Annotated in this window: 19 protein-coding genes; 11 read left to right on the top strand and 8 right to left on the bottom strand. The window is 60.1% G+C overall.

Annotation, left to right across the window (positions count from 1 at the left end; all coding sequences use genetic code 11):
- The 4 genes from CUR33_RS08135 (at position 1) to CUR33_RS08120 (ending at position 5,453) form a co-directional block, all read left to right on the top strand.
- A complete protein-coding gene (locus CUR33_RS08135) occupies positions 1 to 1,083 on the top strand; it encodes an efflux RND transporter periplasmic adaptor subunit (RefSeq protein ID WP_289239263.1) in 1,083 nt (360 codons plus the stop codon).
- Position 1,084: 1 nt separating this feature from the next.
- Positions 1,085 to 4,231: an efflux RND transporter permease subunit gene (locus CUR33_RS08130; protein WP_289239262.1), complete on the top strand. Its 3,147-nt coding sequence runs from the start codon at positions 1,085 to 1,087 to the stop codon at positions 4,229 to 4,231.
- A gap of 126 nt (positions 4,232 to 4,357) precedes the next feature.
- Positions 4,358 to 5,098, top strand: coding sequence for a glutathione S-transferase family protein (locus CUR33_RS08125; RefSeq protein ID WP_289239261.1), 741 nt, complete (start codon positions 4,358 to 4,360; stop codon positions 5,096 to 5,098).
- Positions 5,099 to 5,123: 25 nt separating this feature from the next.
- A complete protein-coding gene (locus CUR33_RS08120; protein WP_090248436.1) occupies positions 5,124 to 5,453 on the top strand; it encodes a DHCW motif cupin fold protein in 330 nt (109 codons plus the stop codon).
- A 17-nt stretch (positions 5,454 to 5,470) separates the two neighbouring features.
- Here the strand turns inward: CUR33_RS08120 and CUR33_RS08115 are convergent, their stop codons facing one another.
- Positions 5,471 to 6,157, bottom strand: coding sequence for a class I SAM-dependent methyltransferase (locus tag CUR33_RS08115; protein ID WP_289239260.1), 687 nt, complete (start codon positions 6,155 to 6,157; stop codon positions 5,471 to 5,473).
- Positions 6,158 to 6,456: 299 nt separating this feature from the next.
- On the opposite strand from CUR33_RS08115, the gene CUR33_RS08110 reads away from it, so the two are divergent.
- Positions 6,457 to 9,540 carry a transglycosylase domain-containing protein gene (locus CUR33_RS08110; protein WP_289239259.1) on the top strand — a complete coding sequence of 1,028 codons (3,084 nt, stop codon included), beginning with the start codon at positions 6,457 to 6,459 and terminating at the stop codon, positions 9,538 to 9,540.
- Positions 9,541 to 9,601: 61 nt separating this feature from the next.
- On the opposite strand, the gene cheR is transcribed toward CUR33_RS08110, so the two are convergent.
- Positions 9,602 to 10,429, bottom strand: coding sequence for a protein-glutamate O-methyltransferase CheR (gene cheR, locus CUR33_RS08105; protein ID WP_160015726.1), 828 nt, complete (start codon positions 10,427 to 10,429; stop codon positions 9,602 to 9,604).
- Positions 10,430 to 10,473: 44 nt separating this feature from the next.
- Entirely contained in the window at positions 10,474 to 11,406 is a 933-nt protein-coding gene (locus CUR33_RS08100) for a chemotaxis protein CheV (protein WP_090248441.1), read from the bottom strand.
- A 73-nt stretch (positions 11,407 to 11,479) separates the two neighbouring features.
- Here CUR33_RS08100 and flgA point away from each other — a divergent pair, with 73 nt between their 5' ends.
- From flgA to CUR33_RS08080, 4 genes are all read left to right on the top strand, one after another.
- The gene (gene flgA / locus CUR33_RS08095) at positions 11,480 to 12,238 is read left to right on the top strand and encodes a flagellar basal body P-ring formation chaperone FlgA (protein WP_289239258.1); all 759 of its coding nucleotides are present in this window, start codon (positions 11,480 to 11,482) and stop codon (positions 12,236 to 12,238) included.
- 158 nt (positions 12,239 to 12,396) lie between these two features.
- Entirely contained in the window at positions 12,397 to 12,741 is a 345-nt protein-coding gene (flgM, locus tag CUR33_RS08090; RefSeq protein ID WP_090248444.1) for a flagellar biosynthesis anti-sigma factor FlgM, read from the top strand.
- Between the two features lie 85 nt (positions 12,742 to 12,826).
- Positions 12,827 to 13,294: a flagella synthesis protein FlgN gene (locus CUR33_RS08085; RefSeq protein WP_289239257.1), complete on the top strand. Its 468-nt coding sequence runs from the start codon at positions 12,827 to 12,829 to the stop codon at positions 13,292 to 13,294.
- A gap of 80 nt (positions 13,295 to 13,374) precedes the next feature.
- The gene (locus CUR33_RS08080; protein WP_167141759.1) at positions 13,375 to 14,124 is read left to right on the top strand and encodes a flagellar brake protein; all 750 of its coding nucleotides are present in this window, start codon (positions 13,375 to 13,377) and stop codon (positions 14,122 to 14,124) included.
- Here CUR33_RS08080 and CUR33_RS08075 read toward each other — a convergent pair.
- The 4 genes from CUR33_RS08075 to CUR33_RS08060 are packed head-to-tail and all read right to left on the bottom strand — an operon-like array spanning position 14,121 to position 18,030.
- Positions 14,121 to 14,732: a TIGR04282 family arsenosugar biosynthesis glycosyltransferase gene (locus tag CUR33_RS08075; RefSeq protein ID WP_289239256.1), complete on the bottom strand. Its 612-nt coding sequence runs from the start codon at positions 14,730 to 14,732 to the stop codon at positions 14,121 to 14,123. The two genes, CUR33_RS08080 and CUR33_RS08075, sit on opposite strands and share 4 nt — an antisense overlap.
- Positions 14,729 to 15,421 (bottom strand): TIGR04283 family arsenosugar biosynthesis glycosyltransferase, encoded by a 693-nt coding sequence (locus tag CUR33_RS08070; RefSeq protein ID WP_289239255.1) that lies wholly within the window; start codon positions 15,419 to 15,421, stop codon positions 14,729 to 14,731. The genes CUR33_RS08075 and CUR33_RS08070 overlap by 4 nt, the downstream gene beginning before the upstream one ends.
- A complete protein-coding gene (locus CUR33_RS08065) occupies positions 15,418 to 16,734 on the bottom strand; it encodes an MFS transporter (protein ID WP_289239254.1) in 1,317 nt (438 codons plus the stop codon). Before CUR33_RS08065 ends, CUR33_RS08070 begins: the two co-directional genes overlap by 4 nt.
- Positions 16,735 to 16,788: 54 nt before the next feature.
- Entirely contained in the window at positions 16,789 to 18,030 is a 1,242-nt protein-coding gene (locus CUR33_RS08060; protein ID WP_289239522.1) for a glutamine synthetase family protein, read from the bottom strand.
- Positions 18,031 to 18,476: 446 nt separating this feature from the next.
- Between CUR33_RS08060 and CUR33_RS08055 the strand changes: the two genes are divergently transcribed.
- Positions 18,477 to 18,923 (top strand): phage infection protein, encoded by a 447-nt coding sequence (locus tag CUR33_RS08055; protein ID WP_289239253.1) that lies wholly within the window; start codon positions 18,477 to 18,479, stop codon positions 18,921 to 18,923.
- 52 nt (positions 18,924 to 18,975) lie between these two features.
- Here the strand turns inward: CUR33_RS08055 and CUR33_RS08050 are convergent, their stop codons facing one another.
- Positions 18,976 to 19,635 carry a YceH family protein gene (locus CUR33_RS08050; RefSeq protein WP_289239252.1) on the bottom strand — a complete coding sequence of 220 codons (660 nt, stop codon included), beginning with the start codon at positions 19,633 to 19,635 and terminating at the stop codon, positions 18,976 to 18,978.
- A gap of 274 nt (positions 19,636 to 19,909) precedes the next feature.
- Between CUR33_RS08050 and sstT the strand changes: the two genes are divergently transcribed.
- Positions 19,910 to 21,130 carry a serine/threonine transporter SstT gene (gene sstT / locus CUR33_RS08045; protein ID WP_282875299.1) on the top strand — a complete coding sequence of 407 codons (1,221 nt, stop codon included), beginning with the start codon at positions 19,910 to 19,912 and terminating at the stop codon, positions 21,128 to 21,130.
- Positions 21,131 to 21,173 lie beyond the last annotated feature (43 nt).

Here is a 21,173-nt window from a genome sequence, read left to right as displayed (position 1 = left end):
ATGTTCAGTAAGCTGTCCAAACGCCCCTGGTTGATCGCCGTCGCCATCAGTCTGCTGCTCGTGCTGTGGCTGTTCAGCGGCTCGCTGTTCAAGACCCAGGAAACCGCCACGGCCGATGCGCCAGTGGAGGAAAAGGGTCTGACCAAGGTTGAAGTGCAGTGGCTGGAAGCCAGCCCGATGCAGCGCCAGCATGTGGTGCAAGGGCAGATCGAAGCCTGGCGCCGGGTCGAGCTGCGTTCGCAGATCAGCGGCACGGTGATGCGCCTGGATCAGGACAAAGGCAACCCGGTCAAGCAGGGTCAGTTGCTGCTCAGCCTCTCCACCGACAACCGCCCGGCTCAGGTGGCCAAGGGCGAGGCCGATGTACGCCAGCGCGCCGCCGACGCCAGCGCCGCCGAACGCCTGCGTGAACGCAACCTGGTTTCCACCAATGAACTGATCCGCCTGCAGAGCGAACTGGCCAAAGCCCGCGCCGAACTCGACCTGGCACGCATCCAGCTGGGCAACACGCAGATCAACGCGCCCTTTGCCGGGGTATATGACCAGCGCATGGTCGAGCTGGGTGATTTCGTTCAGCCGGGGCAAAGCTTGCTGACCCTGGTGGACATCAGCCAGCTCAAGGTCAGTGCGCAGATTGCCCAGCAGGAAGTCACCCAACTCAAGCTGGGGCAGCCGGTGAAGGTCGAATTGCTCGACGGCCGCGAACTGCAGGGCGAGCTGCACTTTATCGCCGCCGCCGCCGATCCGGGCTCGCGCAGCTTCCGCATCGAGGTCAAGGTTGATAACCCGCAAGCCCTGCGCCTGGCGGGTGCCAGCGCGACCCTGCATGTACAGACCGGCGAAGCCCTGGCCCATCGCCTGTCGCCCGCCCTGCTGAGCCTGGATAAAGCCGGCCGGCATGGCGTCAAGTGGGTTAACGAGCAGCAACAGGTGGAGTTCACGCCCGTGCAGCTGATCAGCGTCGACAACCAGGGCGCCTGGGTCAGCGGCCTGCCTAACAAGGTCGCCTTGATCACCCTCGGCCAGGGCTTTGTCGAGCCGGGCCAGCAGGTGATCAGCCAGCTGGCCAAAGGGGGTAGCTGATATGCACGGCCTGATCGCTGCGGCGCTGGATCGCAGCCGCACCAGCCTGCTGGTGCTGCTATTTCTTATGCTAGGCGGGCTGGCGGCGTATTTCGCCATCCCCAAGGAAGCCAATCCGGATGTCAGCATCCCAATCATCTATGTTTCGGTAACCCTCGAAGGCATCAGCCCGGAAGACGCCGAACGCCTGCTGGTTCGCCCCCTGGAGCAGGAGCTGCGGAGCCTCGAAGGGGTCAAGGAAATGCGCTCCATGGCCAGCGAAGGCCATGCCTCGGTAACTCTGGAGTTCGACGCCGGCTTCAATGCCAAGCTGGCCCTCGCCGATGTGCGCGAGAAGGTTGATACCGCCCGCAGCAAGCTGCCGGAGGAAGCCGAGGAACCGACGGTCAATGAAGTCAACGTGGCGCTGTTTCCGGTGCTGTCGATTGGCTTGTCCGGGCCGATTGCCGAAACCGAATTGGTCTACATCGCCCGACGCCTGAAAGAGAACGTCGAAGGCATCGCCGAAGTGCTCTCGGTAGAAATAGGCGGCGACCGCGAAGACCTGCTAGAAATCGTCGTAGACCCACAGGTGCTCGACAGCTACGGCATTGACTACAACGAGCTGTTCAACCTGGTCAGCCGCAACAACCGCCTGGTCGCCGCCGGCAGCCTGGACACCGGTGCCGGGCGCATGAGTATGAAAGTGCCCGGGGTGATCGAAGACCTCGAAGACGTACTGTCCATGCCGATCAAGGTGGTCGGCGACAGCGTGGTGACCTTCGGCGACGTTGCCACCATTCACCGCACCTTCAAGGACCCCACCGGCTACGCACGGATCAATGGCCAGCCGGCGGTGGTGCTGGAGGTGTCCAAGCGCAGCGGCGCGAACATCATTGACACCATCGAGCAGGTCAAAGCGCTGATGGTCAAAGCCCAACCACTGCTGCCTGAAGGCCTCAAGGTCAGCTACATCATGGACCAGTCGCAGCAGGTGCAGAGCATGCTCAGCGACCTGCTCAACAACGTGATGACCGCCATCGTGTTGGTGCTGATTTTGGTGGTGGCGAGCATGGGCATGCGCTCGGCGCTGTTGGTTGGGCTGACCATTCCAGGGGCCTTTCTGACCGGCATCCTGGTGATCTGGATGTTCGGCTTCACCCTGAATATCGTCGTGCTGTTCAGTCTGATTCTGGTGGCTGGCATGCTGGTGGACGGCGCCATCGTCGTCTCAGAACTGGCCGACCGTTACCTGCACCAGGGGCAAACGCCACGCCAAGCCTGGGCCAATGCCGCCATGCGGATGGCCTGGCCGGTCATCTCGTCCACCGCCACCACCCTGGTGGTGTTTTTGCCGCTGCTGTTCTGGCCCGGTGTGGTCGGCCAATTTATGAAATACCTGCCGGCCACGGTGATCGTCTGCCTGCTAGCGTCGTTGGCCATGGCCTTGGTGTTTCTGCCGGTGCTCGGCGCGGTCACGGGTGGCCAACCGTTGCCGCAGCCGACTCAGCCAGGCCGAGCAGCCGTGGGTTATCGTCGCCTGCTGGGCGCTTTGCTGAAGCGCCCAGGGCTCACCCTGCTGGGCATCCTCGCGTTGATTGCGCTGATCTACACCGCCTATGGCCGTTTCAACCATGGCGTGGAGTTCTTCCCCGAAGTCGAGCCGGAAAACGCGCAGATCTGGTTGCGCGCCCGTGGCGATCTATCGGTGCAAGAAAAAGACGCCCTGCTGCAACAGGTGGAGAAGCGCCTGCTCGGCATGAGCGAGGTCAAAGCGCTGTACGCCCGCTCCCTGGCGCAGCCGGACGGCCAGCTCGGTGCGGACGTGATCGGCACCCTGCAGTTCCAGTTCGTCGAATGGCATGAGCGGCGTTCGGCCGGCCAGATCCTCGCCGACATGAGCACGCGAACGGCGGACATCCCGGGCATCGTGCTGGAGTTCCGCAAACAGGAAGAAGGCCCCAGCAGCGGCAAACCCGTGAAGCTACAGGTTAGTTCCATGGACCCGGCCAAGGCCGATCAGTGGGTCGAACAGGTGCGCGCCAACATGCAGCGCCTGGGCGGCTTCAAGGATGTTGAGGATGACCGTGCCCTGCCGGGTATCGAATGGCGGGTCAAGGTCGACCGCGAGGCGGCCGCGCGTTTTGGCGCAGACGTGCTGAGCGTGGGCAATGCCGTGCAGATGGTCACCAACGGCCTGAAACTGGCCACCTACCGCCCGGAAGACGCCACCGACGAGGTGGATATCCGCGTGCGCCTGCCGGCCAACTGGCGCTCACTTGACCAGCTCGGCCGGCTGACCCTGAACACCCCGGCCGGGCAGATTCCGCTGAGTAATTTCGTCTCGCTGCAACAGGCGCCGAAGGTCGGCACCCTGCGCCGGGTCGACGGTAACCGCACCATCACCCTACAGGCCGACATCGACGAAGGCGCGCGCCTGGACGAGCGTCTGCAGGCCCTGCGTGAAGCCATGGGTGAGGTGCCCGTTGATGTGCAGGTGAAGTTCGCCGGCGAAGACGCCGACCAGCGTGAAGCCGCGACCTTCCTCGGCACTGCCTTTGCGGTGGCGATCTTCCTGATGTTTATCATCCTGGTGACCCAGTTCAACAGCATCTATCAGTCGCTGCTAGTGCTCTCGGCCATCGTGCTGTCCACCGCCGGGGTGCTGATGGGCCTGCTGGTCAATGGCCAGTCGTTCGGCATCGTGATGGTCGGCATGGGTCTGATCGCCCTGGCGGGGATCGTGGTGAACAACAACATCATCCTCATCGACACCTACAACCAGCTGCGCCGCCAGGGTCTGGAGCCGCGTGAGGCGGCGCTGGAAACCGGCAGCCTGCGCTTGCGCCCAGTGCTGCTGACCGCCGTGACCACGGTCCTTGGCCTGGTGCCGATGGTGATCGGGGTTAACGTTGACCTGCTCACCCCAAGCCTGGGCTTTGGCGCGCCGTCGACCCAGTGGTGGACCCAGCTTTCCAGCGCCATCGCTGGCGGCCTGAGCTTTGCCACCGTGTTGACCCTGCTGCTGACCCCTTGCCTGCTGGTGCTCGGCTCGCGTTTCGAGCGTCGCCCGCCGCCGCTGGAAACCTTCGATGATGACCTGCTCGACTTGCCGGAGCATCTGCTGGCCAGTGCCACCGGCAAGGTCGAGCTGCAACGCACGCCCTAAGCTGTTTGCCCAGGTCTACAGTGGCCTGGGCAATGGCTCCCCCAACGAAAGCCTGGACTGCTGATTGCGACTGGGTAGTCGACCAAACAGCCCGTACACTCGGCGCATCATTGTCGAGGGCCCACCATGCGCACGCTTTATCAGTTCCCGATATCCCACTACTGCGAAAAAACCCGTTGGCACCTGGACCACAAGGGCCTCGATTTTCAGGTGGATAACCTCTTTCCTGGTCTGCACCGGCTGAAAAGCAAGCGCCTGGCCAATATCGTCACCCTGCCGATCCTCAAGGATGGCGAGCAGGTCATCGGTGACTCCACGCAGATCGCCCTGTACCTGGAGCAGCATTATCCAGAGCGTCCGCTGCTGCCGACCGACGCAGCACAACGCGCCGAGGTGCTGGAACTGGAAGAACAGTTCGACCGCCTGGGTGTGCATGTACGCCGCTGGTTGTATGGCCAGATCAAGCAATGGGACTCGGTGATGCACGCCATGCTCAAGGTCTACCGCCCGCTGCTGGGCATGCGTGACCTGATGAAGCCGGTGCTGATCAACGGCGTACAACGCCTGTATGGCGTGACGCCGCCGCGGGTGGCGAAATCCCAGGCCGAATTGCTCGAAGGCCTGGCACTGATCGAGTCGCGCATCCATGGCGATCCATCACGCTATCTGGTCGGTGAGCAGCTGACCCTGGCCGATATCAGCGCCGCCGCCCTCTTCGCCCCGCTTTTCACCCCGGCCGGTACGCCGTGGGAAGGCATTGCCGGACACGATGCCAAGACCCAGGCCTTCCTCGATGAGCTGCACGCCCACCCGGCCGGCCAATGGGTGATGCGCCGCTATGCAGAAGACCGTCAACGCCGCAGTTGAGCGGCTTGAGCAAAGGACTGACACCATGAACCTCAGCGATATCCCATTCGGCGTTACCGACTGGAGCCAGATTGAGCGCAGCGAACATGCCGGCGAAACCGGTATGGCCTACTGGCGCACCCAGGTGTTCGGCAACATTCGCGTGCGCATGGTCGAGTACAGCGCCGGCTACCTGGCCGATCATTGGTGCAAGAAAGGCCACATCCTGCTGTGCCTCGAAGGCGAACTGCACACCGAGCTGGAGGATGGCCGGCGCTTTGTCATGACAGCGGGCATGAGCTATCAGGTGGCTGATCAGGCTGAGGCACATCGTTCATCCACGACCGACGGAGCTCGGCTGTTTATCGTCGATTGATCGGCAGTACAGCCGGTTCAGCTGCGCTCGGAACTCAGCAGCATCAGCAGCGATACCGGCTGTTCACTCTCCGGGTGCAACGGCTCCTGCAGCCATTGCAGGCGCCAGCCGGTTTCACTGAACAACGCCAGCCAAGACTCCAGCGTGCGAAAGAACCAGGGCATTGGTTGGGCAAAGCCCTCGCCGAAGCCGGCAAAGGTTTCCACCCGCCAACCGTCGCGATAGCTCGCATCGTTGCAGGCACGCCAAGGATGCAGGGTCTGGATCAATAAGCGACCGTTCTCCGTCAGTAGGCCATGCAAAGCATTCAGGGTCGGCGTCAGGGGTTCTTCCAGCAGGGCAAAGTTGCACACCAGAACATCGAAACGGCCCAGCAGCTGGGCCTGACTTTCCAGCTCGGCATAGCCGCATACGCGGTACTGCGACGCACCTGTCGCCGCCTGCTGCGCCACAGCAATCAGCGGGGCGGAAGCATCCACGCCAACCGCCTCAATGCCATGCTCGACCAGCCCACGGCACAACCAGCCCTCGCCACACCCAAGATCCAGCACACGCTTAGGCGCCAGGGCCAGAATCGCCTGAACGATGGCGGCATCCGTCACCAACCGGCGGCTTTCAATGCGCTGCTCGCGCACGGCTGCCGTCCAGGCATCGGCATTGGCCTGCCAACTGAGGTTGAGTTGCTCCCGATGATCGCGCTGCATCGCTCACTCGTCGCCTGTTCCGTCACGGCAAAATTCCAGCGAACTGCGCCTCAACGCAGCATCACCACAATCGTGCACCAGTTCCCGTATCGCGGTGTTGCCGCTGATCACTTAATCCAACAGCCGCGCATAAAAATCAGCAAAAAATCTTCCGGCTGCCAAGCCCATCCCGGCTTGCCTACTGCACCAACGACTAAACTACAGGCAGTGGCCAGCTGAGAGGAACTCAGTGCTCAAGCCCGCTGATGTTATTCAGCAACCTGTCAAACCTATGGATGAGTACATCAGGCTAAATGAATATGGGCGCACCTTGGCAACTCGATATCACCACCCTGCCGGCTGGCGAACCACCTAACCGGCGCAAGCCCATCAGTAAAGTGAAGGTCACTTTCTGGCTGCTGGTTTTACTGCTGTGCATCGCTGCCGGCTTTTTGCTGGCCGAGGAAGTGCGCACCTCACGCTTTCAGGCTCAGGAACTCAGCCGCTATGCGCAAACGTTGAGCTACCGGGTCAAGCCAGGCCCCAGCCCGTCGATCATCTACCCCAAAGAAGGCCCTTTCGATAAGCGCCAGGGCTACACCTACCTGCCCCTGATGCTGGAACGCCTTGGCCAGCGCAATTACATCGTGCAGCAGCAGGCGCAGTTCTCCCCCGCCCTGCTCAGCTATGCCCAGCGCGGCCTGTTTATCCCCTACCCGGAAAAAATCCAGAGTGGCCTGCGCATCAGTGATTGCAGCGGCACGCCCTTCTATGAATTCCGCTACCCGCAACAGCGCTACCCAAGCTTCAACGCCATCCCGCCACTGGTAGCCAGCAGCCTGCTGTTTATCGAAAACCGTAAGCTGCTCGACCCCGAGCAGCCGCTGGCCAACCCAGCGGTGGATTGGCCGCGCTTCGTCATGGCGGCCATCTCCCAGGTCGGCAAGTTGTTGGACATGCAGGACCAGTCTGCCGGCGGCAGCACCCTGGCCACCCAGTTGGAGAAGTATCGCCATTCCCCGGATGGCCTGACCTTGTCGGCCACGGAGAAACTGCGGCAGATGCTTTCCGCCAGCGTGCGCGCCTATCAGAGCGGCCCTCAGACACTGGCTGCGCGGGAAAATATCGTGCGCGACTACCTCAATAGCGTGCCGCTCTCCGCCGCCCCCGGGCATGGCGAAGTGCATGGCCTGGCCGATGGCCTGCGCATCTGGTTTGGCGCGGACTTCGCCCAGGTCAATCTGCTGCTCGACCCAGCGCACTCGCCAGATGCCAGCCTGGCCGAGCGCGGCCTGGCGCTGCGTCAGGTACTGGCCCTGATGATTGCCCAGCGCCGCCCCTCGTATTACCTGGCTCAGGGCCGTAATGACCTAGCCGAACTGACCGATAGCCATATTCGTCTGCTGGCCGCCGGCGGCCTGATTGACGCGGCGCTACGCGATGCGGCACTGAACCAGCCACTCACCTACCGCGACTGGGCCCTGGAACCCAACCTGCAGCCGGTGGACGGCAACAAAGGCATCAGCGTCTCGCGGGCGCGGCTGTCAGCCATGCTCAACATGCCGCTGTATGACCTGGATCGCCTCGACCTGAGCGCCACCAGCACACTGAACAACCAGCTGCAGCAAGCCGCTAGCCAGTACCTGCAGCAATTGGCAGACCCGGAGTTTGCCGGGCAAATCGGCCTGTTTGGCGAGCGTCTGCTGTCCCCGGAAAAGACTGCCGATGTGCGCTACAGCTTCACCTTGTTCGAGCGCACCAGTAACGGCAGCGTGGTACGGGTGCAAACCGACAGCACCGACCAGCCGTTCGACATCAATGAAGGCAGCAAGCTGGAGCTGGGCTCCACCGCCAAGCTCAGGGTGCTGGCCACCTACCTGGAAATCATCGCCGAGCTGCACCAGCGCCATGCCGGCCAAAGCGCCAGCGAATTGCGCGCAGTCAACGCCCAGGACAACCTTACCCGCTGGGCCATCGGCTATCTGCAGAGCACACCCAACGCTAGCCTGCCCGCCATGCTTGATGCCGCGCTGGAGCGCAAATACTCGGCCAGCCCCGGGGAACGTTTCTTCACTGGCGGTGGCATTCACACCTTCGCCAACTTCCGCCGCGAGGACAACCAGCGCATCGCCAGCATGCGCGAAGCCCTGCGCGAGTCTCTCAACCTGCCGTTTATCCGCCTGATGCGCGACCTGGTGCGCTACAGCACCTACCAGGGCCCGAACAACAGCGCCGAACTGCTCAAGGACGATAAGGACCCGCGCCGCCAAGCCTATCTGCAGGACTTCGCCGACCGCGAAGGCACCACCTTCCTGCTGCGTTTTTGGCGAAAATATCAGGGCCAGTCCGAGCAACAGCGCCTGGACACCTTCCTCAACGGCTTGCGCCACACCTCGGTACGCCTCGCCGCCGTGCACCGCTATCTGATGCCATATAGCGATGAAGCCAGCTTCGCCGCCTTCCTGCGCAAGTACCTGCCCCAGGAAAAACTCAGTGATAAGCGCATCGCCGAGCTCTATAAGAGCTACGGCCCCGGCACCTACAGCCTGCCCGATCAAGGCTATATCGCTCGCGTCCACCCGCTTGAACTGTGGCTCCTGGGCTACCTGATCGAACAACCGCAAGCGACCTTCAGTAATGCGGTGGCCGCCAGCCAGGACGAACGCCAGGAAGTCTACGGCTGGCTGTTCCGCAGCAGACATAAGAGCGCCCGCGACAGTCGCATCCGCATCATGCTGGAGGTGGAGGCCTTCCTCGACATTCATCGGCGCTGGCAAAACCTGGGGTACCCCTTCGCCCACCTGGTCCCGTCGCTAGCAACCGCCATCGGCAGCTCTGGCGACCGGCCGGCCGCGTTGGCCGAACTGGTTGGAATTATTCAGAACGACGGCATTCGGCAGCCCACAGCGCGCATCGACAGCCTGCACTTCGCTGCGGATACGCCCTACGACACCCTGGTGGTACGCGATCAAACCGCGGGCAAACGAGTGATGGCCTCTGAGGTTGCAGCCGCGTTGCGCAGCGCCCTCGCCGATGTGGTTGAAGCCGGTACTGCGCGGCGCCTACTCGGTAGTTTTATCCAGGCGGACGGCCAACCGCTGAAAGTCGGCGGCAAAACCGGCACTGGCGACAATCGCATCGAAACCGTTGGCGCCGGTGGCCGGGTACTCAGCTCGCGGGCGATGAACCGTACGGCAACATTCGTGTTCTACCTCGGCGCTCGCCACTACGGGACACTTACCGCCTTCGTCCCAGGCCGCGCGGCAGAAAGCTTCCGCTTCACCTCAGCCCTGCCAGTGCAGGTGCTCAAGGGCATGGCCCCGATTCTGCAGCCCTACCTTGAGCCAGATACCCACAGCCAGTGCCTGCCACCCAGCCCCGCAACGCAGGTCAGCAACTCGTGAGGAACTGTCCGCAATAAAAAACGGGAGGCCAATGGCCTCCCGTTTTTCAATACAACGACTGTTACTTCGCCTTGTAGATGATTCCAGGACTGCACTGCACCATCTGGTAGTGGTTAGGCAGGCCATTAAGCGCTTCGGAAGCCCCCAGAAACAGGTAACCGCCCGGCTTCAACATGGCATGGATGCGCGTGAGGATGTCTTTCTTCACCTCGGCCGAGAAATAGATCAACACGTTACGGCAGAACACCACATCGAATTTGCCCAGGCTGGCGTAACTGTCCAGCAGGTTGAGCGGACGAAACTCGATGCGACTGCGAATGGCCGGTTTGACCACCCAGCGCCCCGGCCCCTTAGGGTCGAAGTAGCGCTGCAGACGTTCCTGGGAAAGCCCGCGGCCCATCGCCAGGCTGTCGTATTCACCGGATTTACAGTTAATCAGCATGGTCGGCGAGAGGTCGGTGGCCACAATCTGCAAACCGCCCTTGAGCTGACCGATATTGGTCTTCTCGAACTCGTCGATGGTCATCGACAGTGAATAAGGTTCCTGCCCCGAAGAGCACGCCGCCGACCAGATGCGCAGGCGCTGACCGGGGCTTGCCTTGATCATCTCCGGCAGCACACGGTTTTTCAGCACTTCAAACGGATAAGTGTCCCGAAACCACAGGGTTTCATTGGTCGTCATGGCATCGACCACCTGCTCACGCAGACCACTACGTGGTTGACTCTGCATGCGCTGCACCAGCTCACCCAGGGTCTTGATGCTGTTCTGCTCCATCAACTTGTTGAGCCGACTGGAAACCAGATACTGCTTGTTGGTGCCAAGCAGGATGCCGCAGGCTTTTTCCAGGAAAGTCCGGAACTGCTCGAAATCCAAATTACCTGTAGACACTCGCGAGGCCTCGACAAACATATGATTCACTGAGGGCAAAGCCCTCAGTCCCCTGCCGCGATATTGATGCGGTCAGCTACCCGTGCAGCCAGGTCATCCGGGCGAAACTTAGCGAGAAAATCATCCGCGCCGACTTTCTTCACCATGGCCTGGTTGAACACGCCAGATAACGAAGTATGCAGGATGATGTGTAGCTTTTGCATGCGCGGATCTGCGCGAATCTCCGCGGTCAAGGTATAGCCATCCATTTCCGGCATCTCGATGTCGGAAATCAGCATCAAAAACTCTTCTGCGGGATTCTTGCCCTCGTCCACCATCGCCTTCAGATAATCCAGTGCCTGACGCCCATCATTCAACGCAACCACCTCCACGCCGACAGTTTCCAGACAGCGAGTAACCTGTTTACGCGCCACCGATGAGTCATCGCAGGTCAGCACACGCTTGCTCACCGCACGAGCCTGGGTCTCCGCATTCAGAACACCTTCAGAGATAACTTCGGATGTCGGAGCCACCTCGGCCAGAATCTTCTCGACATCAATGATTTCAACCATCTTGTCGTCAAGGTGGGTGACCGCTGTGAGGTAATGGTCACGACCGGTGCCCTTGGGTGGTGGATGAATCGACTCCCAGTTCATGTTGACGATGCGCTCGACCGAGTGCACCAGAAAGCCCTGAACCTTGGTGTTGTATTCAGTGATGATGACAAAGCTGTTGTCGATGTTAGCCAGCGGCGCGCTGCCGGTGGCCATGGACAAATCAAGAATCGGAATAGTGCCGCCACGGATATTGGCGACACCACGAACAACCGGGCTCGATTTCGGCATGATGGTGAGCTTGGGGCACTGCAGCACCTCTTTCACCTTGAAAACATTGATCCCATACAGCTGGTTGCTGTTCAGACGAAACAGCAACAACTCCAAACGATTCTGCCCAACCAACTGAGTTCGTTGGTTAACCGAATCCATCACACCGGCCATACCCAAACTCCTTATTTGAGTAACAGATTGCTGTCAGCGTAGCAGGCGGCACGCGCCTTGCTATCTAACCCATATGAACACTGAAACGACAACGAACCGACACTCACTGGCAAAATGCCGCTACTGGCTGGCAGTTGTACCCGCTTTGCTGGCAGTCGGCTATAGCGCTTTAGCAACAGCCAACGCCACACGACCTGAACAACTTATCGGCGCTGGCGAAGTTTTTCTTGAGCAAGCGGTGAACGATTATTTACAGCGTAGCAACATCGCTGGCCGCCATGAGATTCAAATCAACCGACTCGACCCACGCTTGCGCCTGCCAGTGTGCCAGCAGCCCCTGACCACAACCTTGGAAAGCCCTGCGGAGCCGATTGGCCGCGTCACCCTGCGCGTACGCTGTGACGGCGCCTCGCCTTGGACGGTGTTTGTGCCCGGACAAGTGCGCCTGTACCGCGAAGTGGTGATCGCCAGCCGACCGTTGAAGCGAGACATCCTGTTGACACAAATGGACGTGATGTTGGCTGAGCGGGATGTCGGCCTACTCAACCAGGGTTATCTCACTGCACTGAAGCAAGCTATCGGCAAAAAATTGACGCGCCCTTTGTTACCCGACCAGGCGCTTGCGCCCATCCATGTACAAATGGCCGACGCCATCCGCAAAGGTGATCAGGTTGTTATCAGCGCCCGCAGCGCAGGTATCAGCGTGCGAATGCAGGGCGAAGCCTTATCTGACGGCATAATTGGCAAGCAAATCAGTGTGCGCAATCAGCGCTCGAACAGAGTGATCAGAGCCCGTGTAATCGGCCCTGGACAGGTTGAAGTAGCGATGTAGGCATGATTCTTGTTTTAAACTTTGTTCACTCGGTGAGCTGACGATTATCCACACTGTGTTTAGACTGTTAGTTGGCGCACACTTTTTTGCCCTAAAGTTTTCCAGGGCAATGCCGACAAGCTAGGCAAGCGTCCAAACTCTGTTCGAGGTTTTGCATCATGGTCATTGATATCAACCGGCTCAACAATGCCGCATCGCCAGCCAATTCGGGGCGGGCCGGCAGTGCGCAGGCAGGTGGCCAGAACGAAGCCATCAGCGGCAAACAGCCTGGCAACGTCCCCAACCCTGTCGAGCAGGCACAACAGGCCGGCAAAAGCGGTGAGTCCGTGCAGTTGAGCCGTGATGCGCAACAGCTGCAGAAAGTCAGCGAGAAGTTGCGCGACCAGCCGACCGTCAATAAAGAGCGCGTTGCCCAACTCAAGCAAGCGATTGAAGACGGCAGCTACCAAGTTGATAGCCAGCGCGTTGCCGGCAAACTGCTTAATTTCGAATCCCAGCGCTAGTCACCGGGCTACACTGGGGTAATTGGTCGCCCAATAGACGCTGAATGCTACTCGCATCAGTGCCTGTTACCCCGAAGAGCCTGCAATGCACGACACCCAGTTGCTTGAACTGTTCACCAACGATATCGGCACCGCCGAGCAGTTGCTTGAATTGATCGACACCGAATTCCAAGCCCTCAGCGACCGCGACCTCCCTCGCCTGCAAAGTATCCTCACGGAAAAACTGCCGTTGCTGACGCTACTCGACCAGCACGGCAAGATACGCAGCCAGCTGCTTAGCAATCTTAACCTCAGTACCGACCGTGCTGGCCTGCAAACGCTTGCAGCTCAGTCCAATCAGGGCGAGCTGTTGCTGGAACGTGGCGACCAACTCAACAGCCTGCTCGAACGCTGCCAAGCGGCCAATCTGCGCAATGGCCGGTTGATTCGTTCCAGTCAGGCGTCCGCTCACAGCATGCTCGGCATTCTGCGCGGCAACGAGACACCCAGCCTCTATGACAGCCGCGGCAGTGCCGCTAGAATCGGCCAGCAGCGCCCGCTTAGCCAGGCCTGAAACCCAACAAGGCACAGGGGACATACTGTCATATTGCCAGTATGCTAGTGCCATAGTATTTGCTCGGAGAGTTATGGACCGTGTCCAGTCCTTTTAGCCAGGAAGATGGCCCGCAGCCGCCCAAGGTGCTCAAGGCACCGGTGGAAATAGTTGCCAACCTGCGCCAACTGCAACAAAACCATGACCCGCTGATTATCACTTTCCACGAACGTAACCAACGCTTCCAGAGCTACGTAATCGAAGTTGATCGCGACAAGAACCTGCTGATTCTTGACGAGTTAATGCCGAATGATGGCGAGCGCTACCTTGCTAATGGCGAGGCGTTTAATGTCGAAGCCTTCCATGAAGGTGTCCGCGTCGCCTGGACATGCGAACAAAGCGTGCGCATTACCGACCATGAAGGTGCGCGCTGCTATTTCAGCCCGATGCCGCTTGAGGTGACCTATCACCAACGGCGTAGTGCTTTCCGCGCGCCGCTTAAGCAAAGTGAACTGATCAAAATTGAGCTCGCCGGCGATAAACTGCGCACAGCCGTACCGGGGCATTTGCTCGATATCTCTGCAACCGGCTGCAAGCTGCGCTTCCCCGGCAACATCACCGGCAGCCTACAGGCGGGCCAGGTCTATGAGCGGTTTACTGCACGCTTTCCTTTCGGCGCCATGACCACGGCCATCGAGATGCGTCACGTGCAATATGAAGACAAGGTAGATACCACTTTTGTCGGTGCACGTTTTCACCGTATCAATGGCCAGGAACAGCGCCTGGTCGAACGCTTCGTCTACCAGCTGCAGCGCGAAGCGCGGCGCTTTGAAAGTGACGGACTGTTCTAGATCACGATATTAAGCGCCGCCAAGCGAGACAAATCTTCAGGTCGATCCACGTCCCACAACGCAGGCAACAGCCCCGGATGCCAGTCCAGCTGCTGCAGGCGTTGCAGTGTCATATCCAGCACTCGCTCAGTGCCCCACGGCATCTCACTGAACAAAGCTGCGTCTATACAACGCAACCCTAGCAGCACATAACCGCCATCCTCCGCAGGCCCAATCACAACAGACCGCTCCCGCAATGTGCTACAAGCTGCTTGCAGGTAGTCGCCATTGAGCGCCGGACAGTCATTGCCGATCAGGATCACCGCATCACTTTCAGCCAGCCCTAGCGTGGCGATACGGCGCATGCGCTCACCAAGATCGCCAGCCGGTTGTTCGACCAACGTCCAGCCAAGGCGCTGCGCCAGCGCCTGCAGACTTGTACTGGGAACGCCATCCAACCAGAGAAAGCGCTCAGCAAAGCCGTCAGCCGGTAACTGCAATGCGCGCTCTAGCAGCATTTGCTGCAGGTCACAGGCCCCCTGAGCGCCCAGGGCTGGAATCAGGCGAGTCTTTACCTGCCCCGCGACCGGTGAACGAGCAAGCAGGTGCAATGAGATCGACAGGTTCATAGCCATGACCCTCGGCGGTATTGGCGGGCCAGCTTTGCTGGACTGACACCACAGTAGTAGGCAAGCCGTAGGCGCCACATAAGCAGCACAGTACGCACAATCCCGTTCTGCTCCCAGCGCCGACTGGAGGTCAATAAGGGCGGACGCAGACAGCGCGGTCGAGCCAGCGACCTAAGTCGCTTGCACAGGTGTAAATCTTCCATCAAGGGGATCTGTGCATAACCGCCCAACGCGTCAAAGGACTGTCGGGCAACAAAAATCCCCTGATCACCCGAGGCGATACCGCTCAGGCGCGAACGCAAACTGATCATCACGCCAATCAGCCGCAGTGCCAGCCCTTGCCCAGATAAACGCACATCGAAGCGTCCCCACAGAGGTCGCTCACTTAGCACGTCGTGTAAGCGCATGAGCGACGCGGCACTGACCCGCGTGTCGGCATGCAAAAACCACACATACTCACCACAAGCCACCGCCGCACCGGCATTCATCTGCAAAGCGCGCCCAGGGGCCACTCGAAGTATTTGATCAACCCGCCCGAGTGCCAGCTCGCAAGTGCGATCGCTGCTACCTCCATCAACCAGGATCAACTCGGCACCAGAGGCACGAAGTCCCGCCAAATCATCCAACAATGCGGGCAGGGCTTGCGCTTCATTGCGTGCAGGAATCACCACGCTTAGCAACGGTTTCATCCACGCGGCTCTGGCTGAGTAGGCGACTCACCTTCAGGCGCTTGCACGGCACTGGTGTCATGCATCTGCTCTTGCACCACCTGCTCATCGACGCGCGGATCAAGTGCCGCCGTCAACGGCGAACTGATGGTACTGTCAGGCATAGGAATGTGGTGCAGCGGCGCATCGTCGACCTGATGCAGATGGGTAACGCGCTCAGGACGGATACGCAGCACCAGAATCAGTGCGCAGCCGCAGACGAAGGCATACAGCATGTTCGCGCCGAGAAAGCGCATTAGCACGCCCGCCAGCAACGGTCCGATACTGGCGCCGACACCGAAGGTCACCAGCAGCATGGCCGTCAGCGATACCCGCCGCTCGGCTTCGACATGGTCATTGGCCAGCGCCACCGCCAGCGGGTAGAGGCTGAACTGCAAGGCGCATACCGCAAAGCCGCCGGCAAACAACAGCGGCAAACTGGCCTGCGGCAGAATCGCCAATGGCAGCGCAGCCAGCGCCAGCAACGCGGCACAGCCACGGATCAGCTGCACGCGGTCATGCCGATCAGACAACCAGCCCAACGGCCACTGCACCACCAGGCCAGCGATGATGCAGCAACCCATAAACAGACCGATCTGCTCAGTGGACAAACCCATGCGCGTGCCATACAGCGGCGCCAGGCCGTAGAACGAACCAATCAGCAACCCCGCGACCACAATGGTGGTCAGCGACAACGGCACACGTTCGATAAAGAAGCGCATTTCCAGCGGGGCTGGATGCAAGGGGGCAGGGTGCAGTTTACGAGTCAAGGCCACCGGCACCAGGCACAGGGCAAAGCACAGCGCCACTAGCATCAGCAGCTCAAGACCGAGCGTCGGGTGCACCACCAGCACCAACTGACCGAGGATCAGACCGAGGTAGGAAGCCCCCATATAACCGGCAAACACTTGACCACGCTGGCTGGTTTCCGCCTGCTCATTGAGCCAGCTCTCGATCACCATGTACTGGCACATCATGCCCAGACCGACCAGCATCCGCAGTAGCAACCAGCTGGGTAACCAGTCGCTCAAGCCATGCCCGAGAACCGCAGCGGTGACCACACCGGCGCAGGCGACATAGGCGCGGATATGACCCACCCGAGCAATCAGACGGTGGCCAATCTTGCCGCCCAGCACCAGCCCCAGGTAATTGGCCGCCATAAGCGCACCGACCCAGAGTCCATCGGCCGTTTCCGCCAACCGCAACGCCAGGTAAGTGCTCAACAAACCCGAGCCCAATAGCATCAACAGGGTGGCGAAATACAGCGAACTAAATGACTTGAGGATCACAGACATGGGGCGGCTGGTGTCTCCATAAAAGCCGCCGAAACCCTGCTCGGCGGTCAGACTCTAGGCATGAGACGCCAGTACGCGACGTTCCCACGGGGTAATTTCATCAAAGAAACTGGTGAGTTCCAGCGTCTTGCTGGCGATGTAGCCTTCGATGAACTCTGCACCAAACAGTTCCTGCGCCAGCGCACTGCGCTTGAGACGCTCGATCGCGGCATGCATGGTACAGGGTAGCGCCAATTCGTCCGGGACTTCGAACTCACCCTGGATCGGCGCACTTGGCTGCAGCTGCTGTTCAATCCCGTACAAACCCGCCGCAAGGCTCGCCGCCAGCGCCAGATAAGGATTGGCATCGGCGCCCGGCAAGCGGTTTTCCACCCGCCGCGCCACTGGCGCACTAGCGGGAATGCGCAGGCCAGCGGCGCGATTATCCTCCGACCAGCAGGCGTTATTCGGCGATGCATAAGGATGGCAAAGGCGCTGATAGGAATTCACATGCGGGGCAAACAGCAGGGTGAAATCGGCCATGGCCGCCTGCTGACCGGCAATAAATTGATAGAACGCCGGCGTGGCCTGACCATCGGCCGCGCTGAAGATATTCTGCCCACTGCCCTGCTCCACCACACTCTGATGAATATGCATGGAACTGCCCGGGGTATGCGCCAGCGGCTTGGCCATGCACACCACAGTGAGCCCATGCTTGAGCGCGACCTCCTTGAGCAGGTGCTTGAACAGAAAAGTCTGATCCGCTAGCAGCAGCGGATCGCCGTGCAGCAGGTTAATTTCAAACTGGCTGACGCCCATCTCGTGCATAAAGGTATCGCGCGGCAACCCTAGCGCCGCCATGCACTGATAAACCTCACGGAAGAACGGACGCAGGCCGTTGTTGGAACTCACACCGAAGGCCGAGCCGCCGTCTTCACGCCGACCATCGAGCCCGAGCGGCGGCTGAAATGGCTGCAGCGGATCGGCATTGCGGGCAAACACGAAAAACTCCAGCTCGGTCGCCACCACCGGCTGCCAGCCATGACTGGCGTAACGCGCAATTACCTGCTTAAGCAGGCCGCGGGTCGATAACCCGGAACTACGTCCATCCAGTTCATCAGCATCGCAGATGGCCAGCGCGCGCGGCGTTTCACTCCAGGGCAGCCGATGAATCTGTGTCGGCTCTGCATTCAAGGCCAGGTCACCGTCATCACTGCCGTAATAACACGGCGCCGGATAGCCACCCATGATGCATTGCAGCAATACCCCGCGCGCCAACTGCAAGCGCCGCCCCTCCAGAAAACCCTCAGCCGTCATCACCTTGCCGCGCGGCACGCCGTTAAGGTCGGGCGTCACGCATTCGATTTCATCAACACCACGCAGCAACTCAGCCAGGGCGGTGCGGTCGAGGGTACTCATTTGCTGTTGTCCTTATTGATGCAAGAGGCCGTATGCGAACGGCGAGGCGTACAAAATACGCACCAGCCGTTCGATATTTCAAGCAAAGCAATGCCAGATACCTGACGCGTAAGCTACGCAGTCAAATATATCGACTAATTAGATATTAATGATCATGCACAATCGCTCTAAAAACCATCGTATAGACACTCAAAAATAAATATAACCACATGATAAATAAAACATTAACTCAACTATCAATGCCGTCGATGATTACCATGCCCAGCCTGCACTTCTTCATCAAATTTTCATCCGTATGATTGGCCCCGTACTCACTTACACCCGCCCTTACGAGGAGCCTGAACATGAAAAAGCAAATTCTTACCGCCGTGATCCTGAGCAGCCTGTCCATCAGCGTCTTTGCCCTGCCACAGAACAACCCGCAGCCACTGCTGGGTGAAAAGCAGGACAGCAGCGTAAAAACCCTGATGGGTTTTGGTAGCAACCTGCAAACTGAAGGCGGTGCTGATCGTCTGCAAGAGCGTCTGCGTGTAGCCGAAGACGGTGCCGATCGCACTGGTGCAAACCGCGTTGCCGAAGGTGGTGCTGATCGCCTGCAAGAGCGCCTGCGTGTGGCCGAAGACGGTGCCGACCGCACTGGCGCAAACCGCGTCGCTGAAGGTGGCGCTGAAGGTGGCGCTGATCGCCTGCAAGAGCGCCTGCGTGTGGCCGAAGACGGTGCCGACCGCACTGGCGCAAACCGTGTCGCTGAAGGTGGTGCTGAACGTACACCAGGCCTGCGCTTTAGCTGATTACAGCTAATAGGCAACACAAAAAAGGTGCTCAATCGAGCACCTTTTTTGTTTATTGCGCAGGCGACTCCAACTGCGCCAAGCGCTCTTCCAGCGCCGCAATCCGCGCCTCCAGAGCTTCCAGGCGCTCATCCTGCTGACCGCCCGCAGTCGCGCGCTGCGGCTCACTGGCTCTGGCTGCCAATAACGCCTGCAAATCCGCTGGGTCACCCAGCACGTGCATATAACGGTCTTCACGCTGCCCTGACTGGCGTGGTAACAGGCAGGCCAGTTCGCGGCTCATCAAACGTTCGAGGTGATGCTGCACCTGCTCGGCATCATCAAAGTCATTCATGCGGCTGCTGCGGGTAAGCAGCTCGTTGATGGTCTGCGGGCCTCGCAGCAGCAACAGACCGATCAGCACCACCTGCGCCGCCACCAGCTCCAGCGCTTTGTCGACGCGATGTTCCCAGCGATCCGCTCGGCTGCCCATTACCAGGCGCGCCATTTCACGCCCCTCCAGGCTGCGCAGAGCCTGGCCGACCTGGCCGGCGGTAAGGTTGAGCACCGGCTCGCGGCTGGTTTTCTGATTGCAGGCCAGCACCAGGGCATTTAGCGTCAGAGGATAGGCTTCGGGGGTGGTCAGCTGCTTTTCGATCAAGCAACCCAGCACCCGCGCTTCGACGATCGTCAGGGTTTCAACCGCCATAGCGTTCGCATCTTCGTTGGACATAACCACCTCATGGCCTCGCAAAGGCCCTAGCCTAGCCCGCCTGATGACCGGTTGATAGGCATAACAGCCGCTTGGCGGGGCTGGCACTGCGCCAGCGCGTAACAGCGGGTCACTGTGGTAGAGTCGCGCGCTATTTTTCAGCGTGGCCTTGTTTCATCCCCCGCGAAAAGCCTCATAACGCGCACCGCAGCCATGCATCCAGCCCCCGGCGCCCCAAGCCCGACAGGCAATAGGAAGAGATCGCAGGCCTGCCCGCCAAGTAGAGATGCATGTCATGACCACTGCCCAACACCCGCTTGTCCAACTGCTCAACCGCACCAGCCTGGTGCTGCAAATCGCCATCGGCCTGGTGGCCGGTATCGCCCTGGCGCTGCTCCTGCCTGAAGCCGCGGCGAGCGTCAGCTTCCTTGGCACGGTGTTTGTTTCAGCGCTGAAAGCCGTAGCACCGGTGCTGGTATTCGTACTGGTGGCGGCGTCGATTGCCAACCATCAGCAAGGCCAGCAGACCCATATCAAACCGATTCTGCTGCTGTACCTGATCGGCACCTTCAGCGCAGCGCTGATCGCAGTAGCCGCCAGCTTTGCCTTCCCGTCCAGCCTGACCTTGGTGAGCAACAGCGCCGAGCTGTCACCACCCGGCGATATCAGCGAAGTGCTAAAAACCCTGCTGCTGAATGTGGTGGATAATCCGATCAATGCCCTGCTCAAAGGCAACTTTATCGGCATCCTGGCCTGGGCCATTGCCCTGGGTTTTGCCTTCCGTCACGCCAGCCCGAGCAGCAAGCAAATGCTCGCTGACCTTTCTGACGCAGTTACCAGCATCGTCAAACTGGTGATTCGCCTGGCGCCACTAGGGGTTTTCGGCCTGGTTGCGGCCACCCTGGCTGAATCAGGCATGTCTGCTCTGATCGATTACCTGCACCTGCTGCTGGTACTGGTGGGCTGCATGCTGTTTGTCGCACTGGTGACCAACCCGGCGATTGTCTATTTCAAGACCCGCCGCAACCCCTACCCGCTGGTGCTGACTTGCCTGCGCGAAAGCGGCCTGACGGCGTTCTTTACCCGCAGTTCGGCGGCCAACATTCCGGTCAACCTGCAGCTCTGCCAGCGTCTGGGCCTGCATGAGGAAACCTACTCGGTGTCGATCCCACTGGGCGCGACCATCAACATGGCCGGTGCGGCCATCACCATAAGCGTTCTGACCCTGGCCGCCGTAAACACCCTGGGCGTTGCCGTCGACCTGCCTACCGCGCTGCTGCTCAGCGTGCTGGCCTCGATCTGCGCCTGTGGAGCCTCAGGGGTTGCCGGCGGTTCGCTGCTGCTGATCCCGCTGGCTTGCAGCCTGTTCGGCATCCCCAATGATGTGGCCATGCAGGTGGTCGCCGTCGGCTTTATCATCGGCATCGTGCAGGACTCTGCAGAAACCGCGCTGAACTCCTCCACCGATGTGCTGTTCACCGCCGCCGCCTGCCAAGCTGAGCAACAACGCAGCTAAACGCTGGCCGAAACAACAAAAGGCTTACCCATGGGTAAGCCTT

The sequence above is a fragment of the Pseudomonas sp. FEMGT703P genome (assembly GCF_002786345.1).
GTDB lineage: Bacteria > Pseudomonadota > Gammaproteobacteria > Pseudomonadales > Pseudomonadaceae > Aquipseudomonas > Aquipseudomonas peli.
Note: the sequence above shows the minus strand (reverse complement) of the source record. Positions and strands in the feature narration are given on the sequence as shown.

What these genes read in the sequence shown, in the direction of transcription:
- CUR33_RS08135 (WP_289239263.1), top strand. Translation starts at nt 1, where the DNA reads ATGTTCAGTAAGCTGTCCAAACGCCCCTGGTTGATCGCCGTCGCCATC.
- CUR33_RS08130 (WP_289239262.1), top strand. Translation starts at nt 1,085, where the DNA reads ATGCACGGCCTGATCGCTGCGGCGCTGGATCGCAGCCGCACCAGCCTG.
- CUR33_RS08125 (WP_289239261.1), top strand. Translation starts at nt 4,358, where the DNA reads ATGCGCACGCTTTATCAGTTCCCGATATCCCACTACTGCGAAAAAACC.
- CUR33_RS08120 (WP_090248436.1), top strand. Translation starts at nt 5,124, where the DNA reads ATGAACCTCAGCGATATCCCATTCGGCGTTACCGACTGGAGCCAGATT.
- CUR33_RS08115 (WP_289239260.1), bottom strand. Translation starts at nt 6,157, where the DNA reads ATGCAGCGCGATCATCGGGAGCAACTCAACCTCAGTTGGCAGGCCAAT.
- CUR33_RS08110 (WP_289239259.1), top strand. Translation starts at nt 6,457, where the DNA reads ATGGGCGCACCTTGGCAACTCGATATCACCACCCTGCCGGCTGGCGAA.
- CUR33_RS08100 (WP_090248441.1), bottom strand. Translation starts at nt 11,406, where the DNA reads ATGGCCGGTGTGATGGATTCGGTTAACCAACGAACTCAGTTGGTTGGG.
- flgA (WP_289239258.1), top strand. Translation starts at nt 11,480, where the DNA reads ATGAACACTGAAACGACAACGAACCGACACTCACTGGCAAAATGCCGC.
- flgM (WP_090248444.1), top strand. Translation starts at nt 12,397, where the DNA reads ATGGTCATTGATATCAACCGGCTCAACAATGCCGCATCGCCAGCCAAT.
- CUR33_RS08085 (WP_289239257.1), top strand. Translation starts at nt 12,827, where the DNA reads ATGCACGACACCCAGTTGCTTGAACTGTTCACCAACGATATCGGCACC.
- CUR33_RS08075 (WP_289239256.1), bottom strand. Translation starts at nt 14,732, where the DNA reads ATGAACCTGTCGATCTCATTGCACCTGCTTGCTCGTTCACCGGTCGCG.
- CUR33_RS08070 (WP_289239255.1), bottom strand. Translation starts at nt 15,421, where the DNA reads ATGAAACCGTTGCTAAGCGTGGTGATTCCTGCACGCAATGAAGCGCAA.
- CUR33_RS08065 (WP_289239254.1), bottom strand. Translation starts at nt 16,734, where the DNA reads ATGTCTGTGATCCTCAAGTCATTTAGTTCGCTGTATTTCGCCACCCTG.
- CUR33_RS08060 (WP_289239522.1), bottom strand. Translation starts at nt 18,030, where the DNA reads ATGACGGCTGAGGGTTTTCTGGAGGGGCGGCGCTTGCAGTTGGCGCGC.
- CUR33_RS08055 (WP_289239253.1), top strand. Translation starts at nt 18,477, where the DNA reads ATGAAAAAGCAAATTCTTACCGCCGTGATCCTGAGCAGCCTGTCCATC.
- CUR33_RS08050 (WP_289239252.1), bottom strand. Translation starts at nt 19,635, where the DNA reads ATGTCCAACGAAGATGCGAACGCTATGGCGGTTGAAACCCTGACGATC.
- sstT (WP_282875299.1), top strand. Translation starts at nt 19,910, where the DNA reads ATGACCACTGCCCAACACCCGCTTGTCCAACTGCTCAACCGCACCAGC.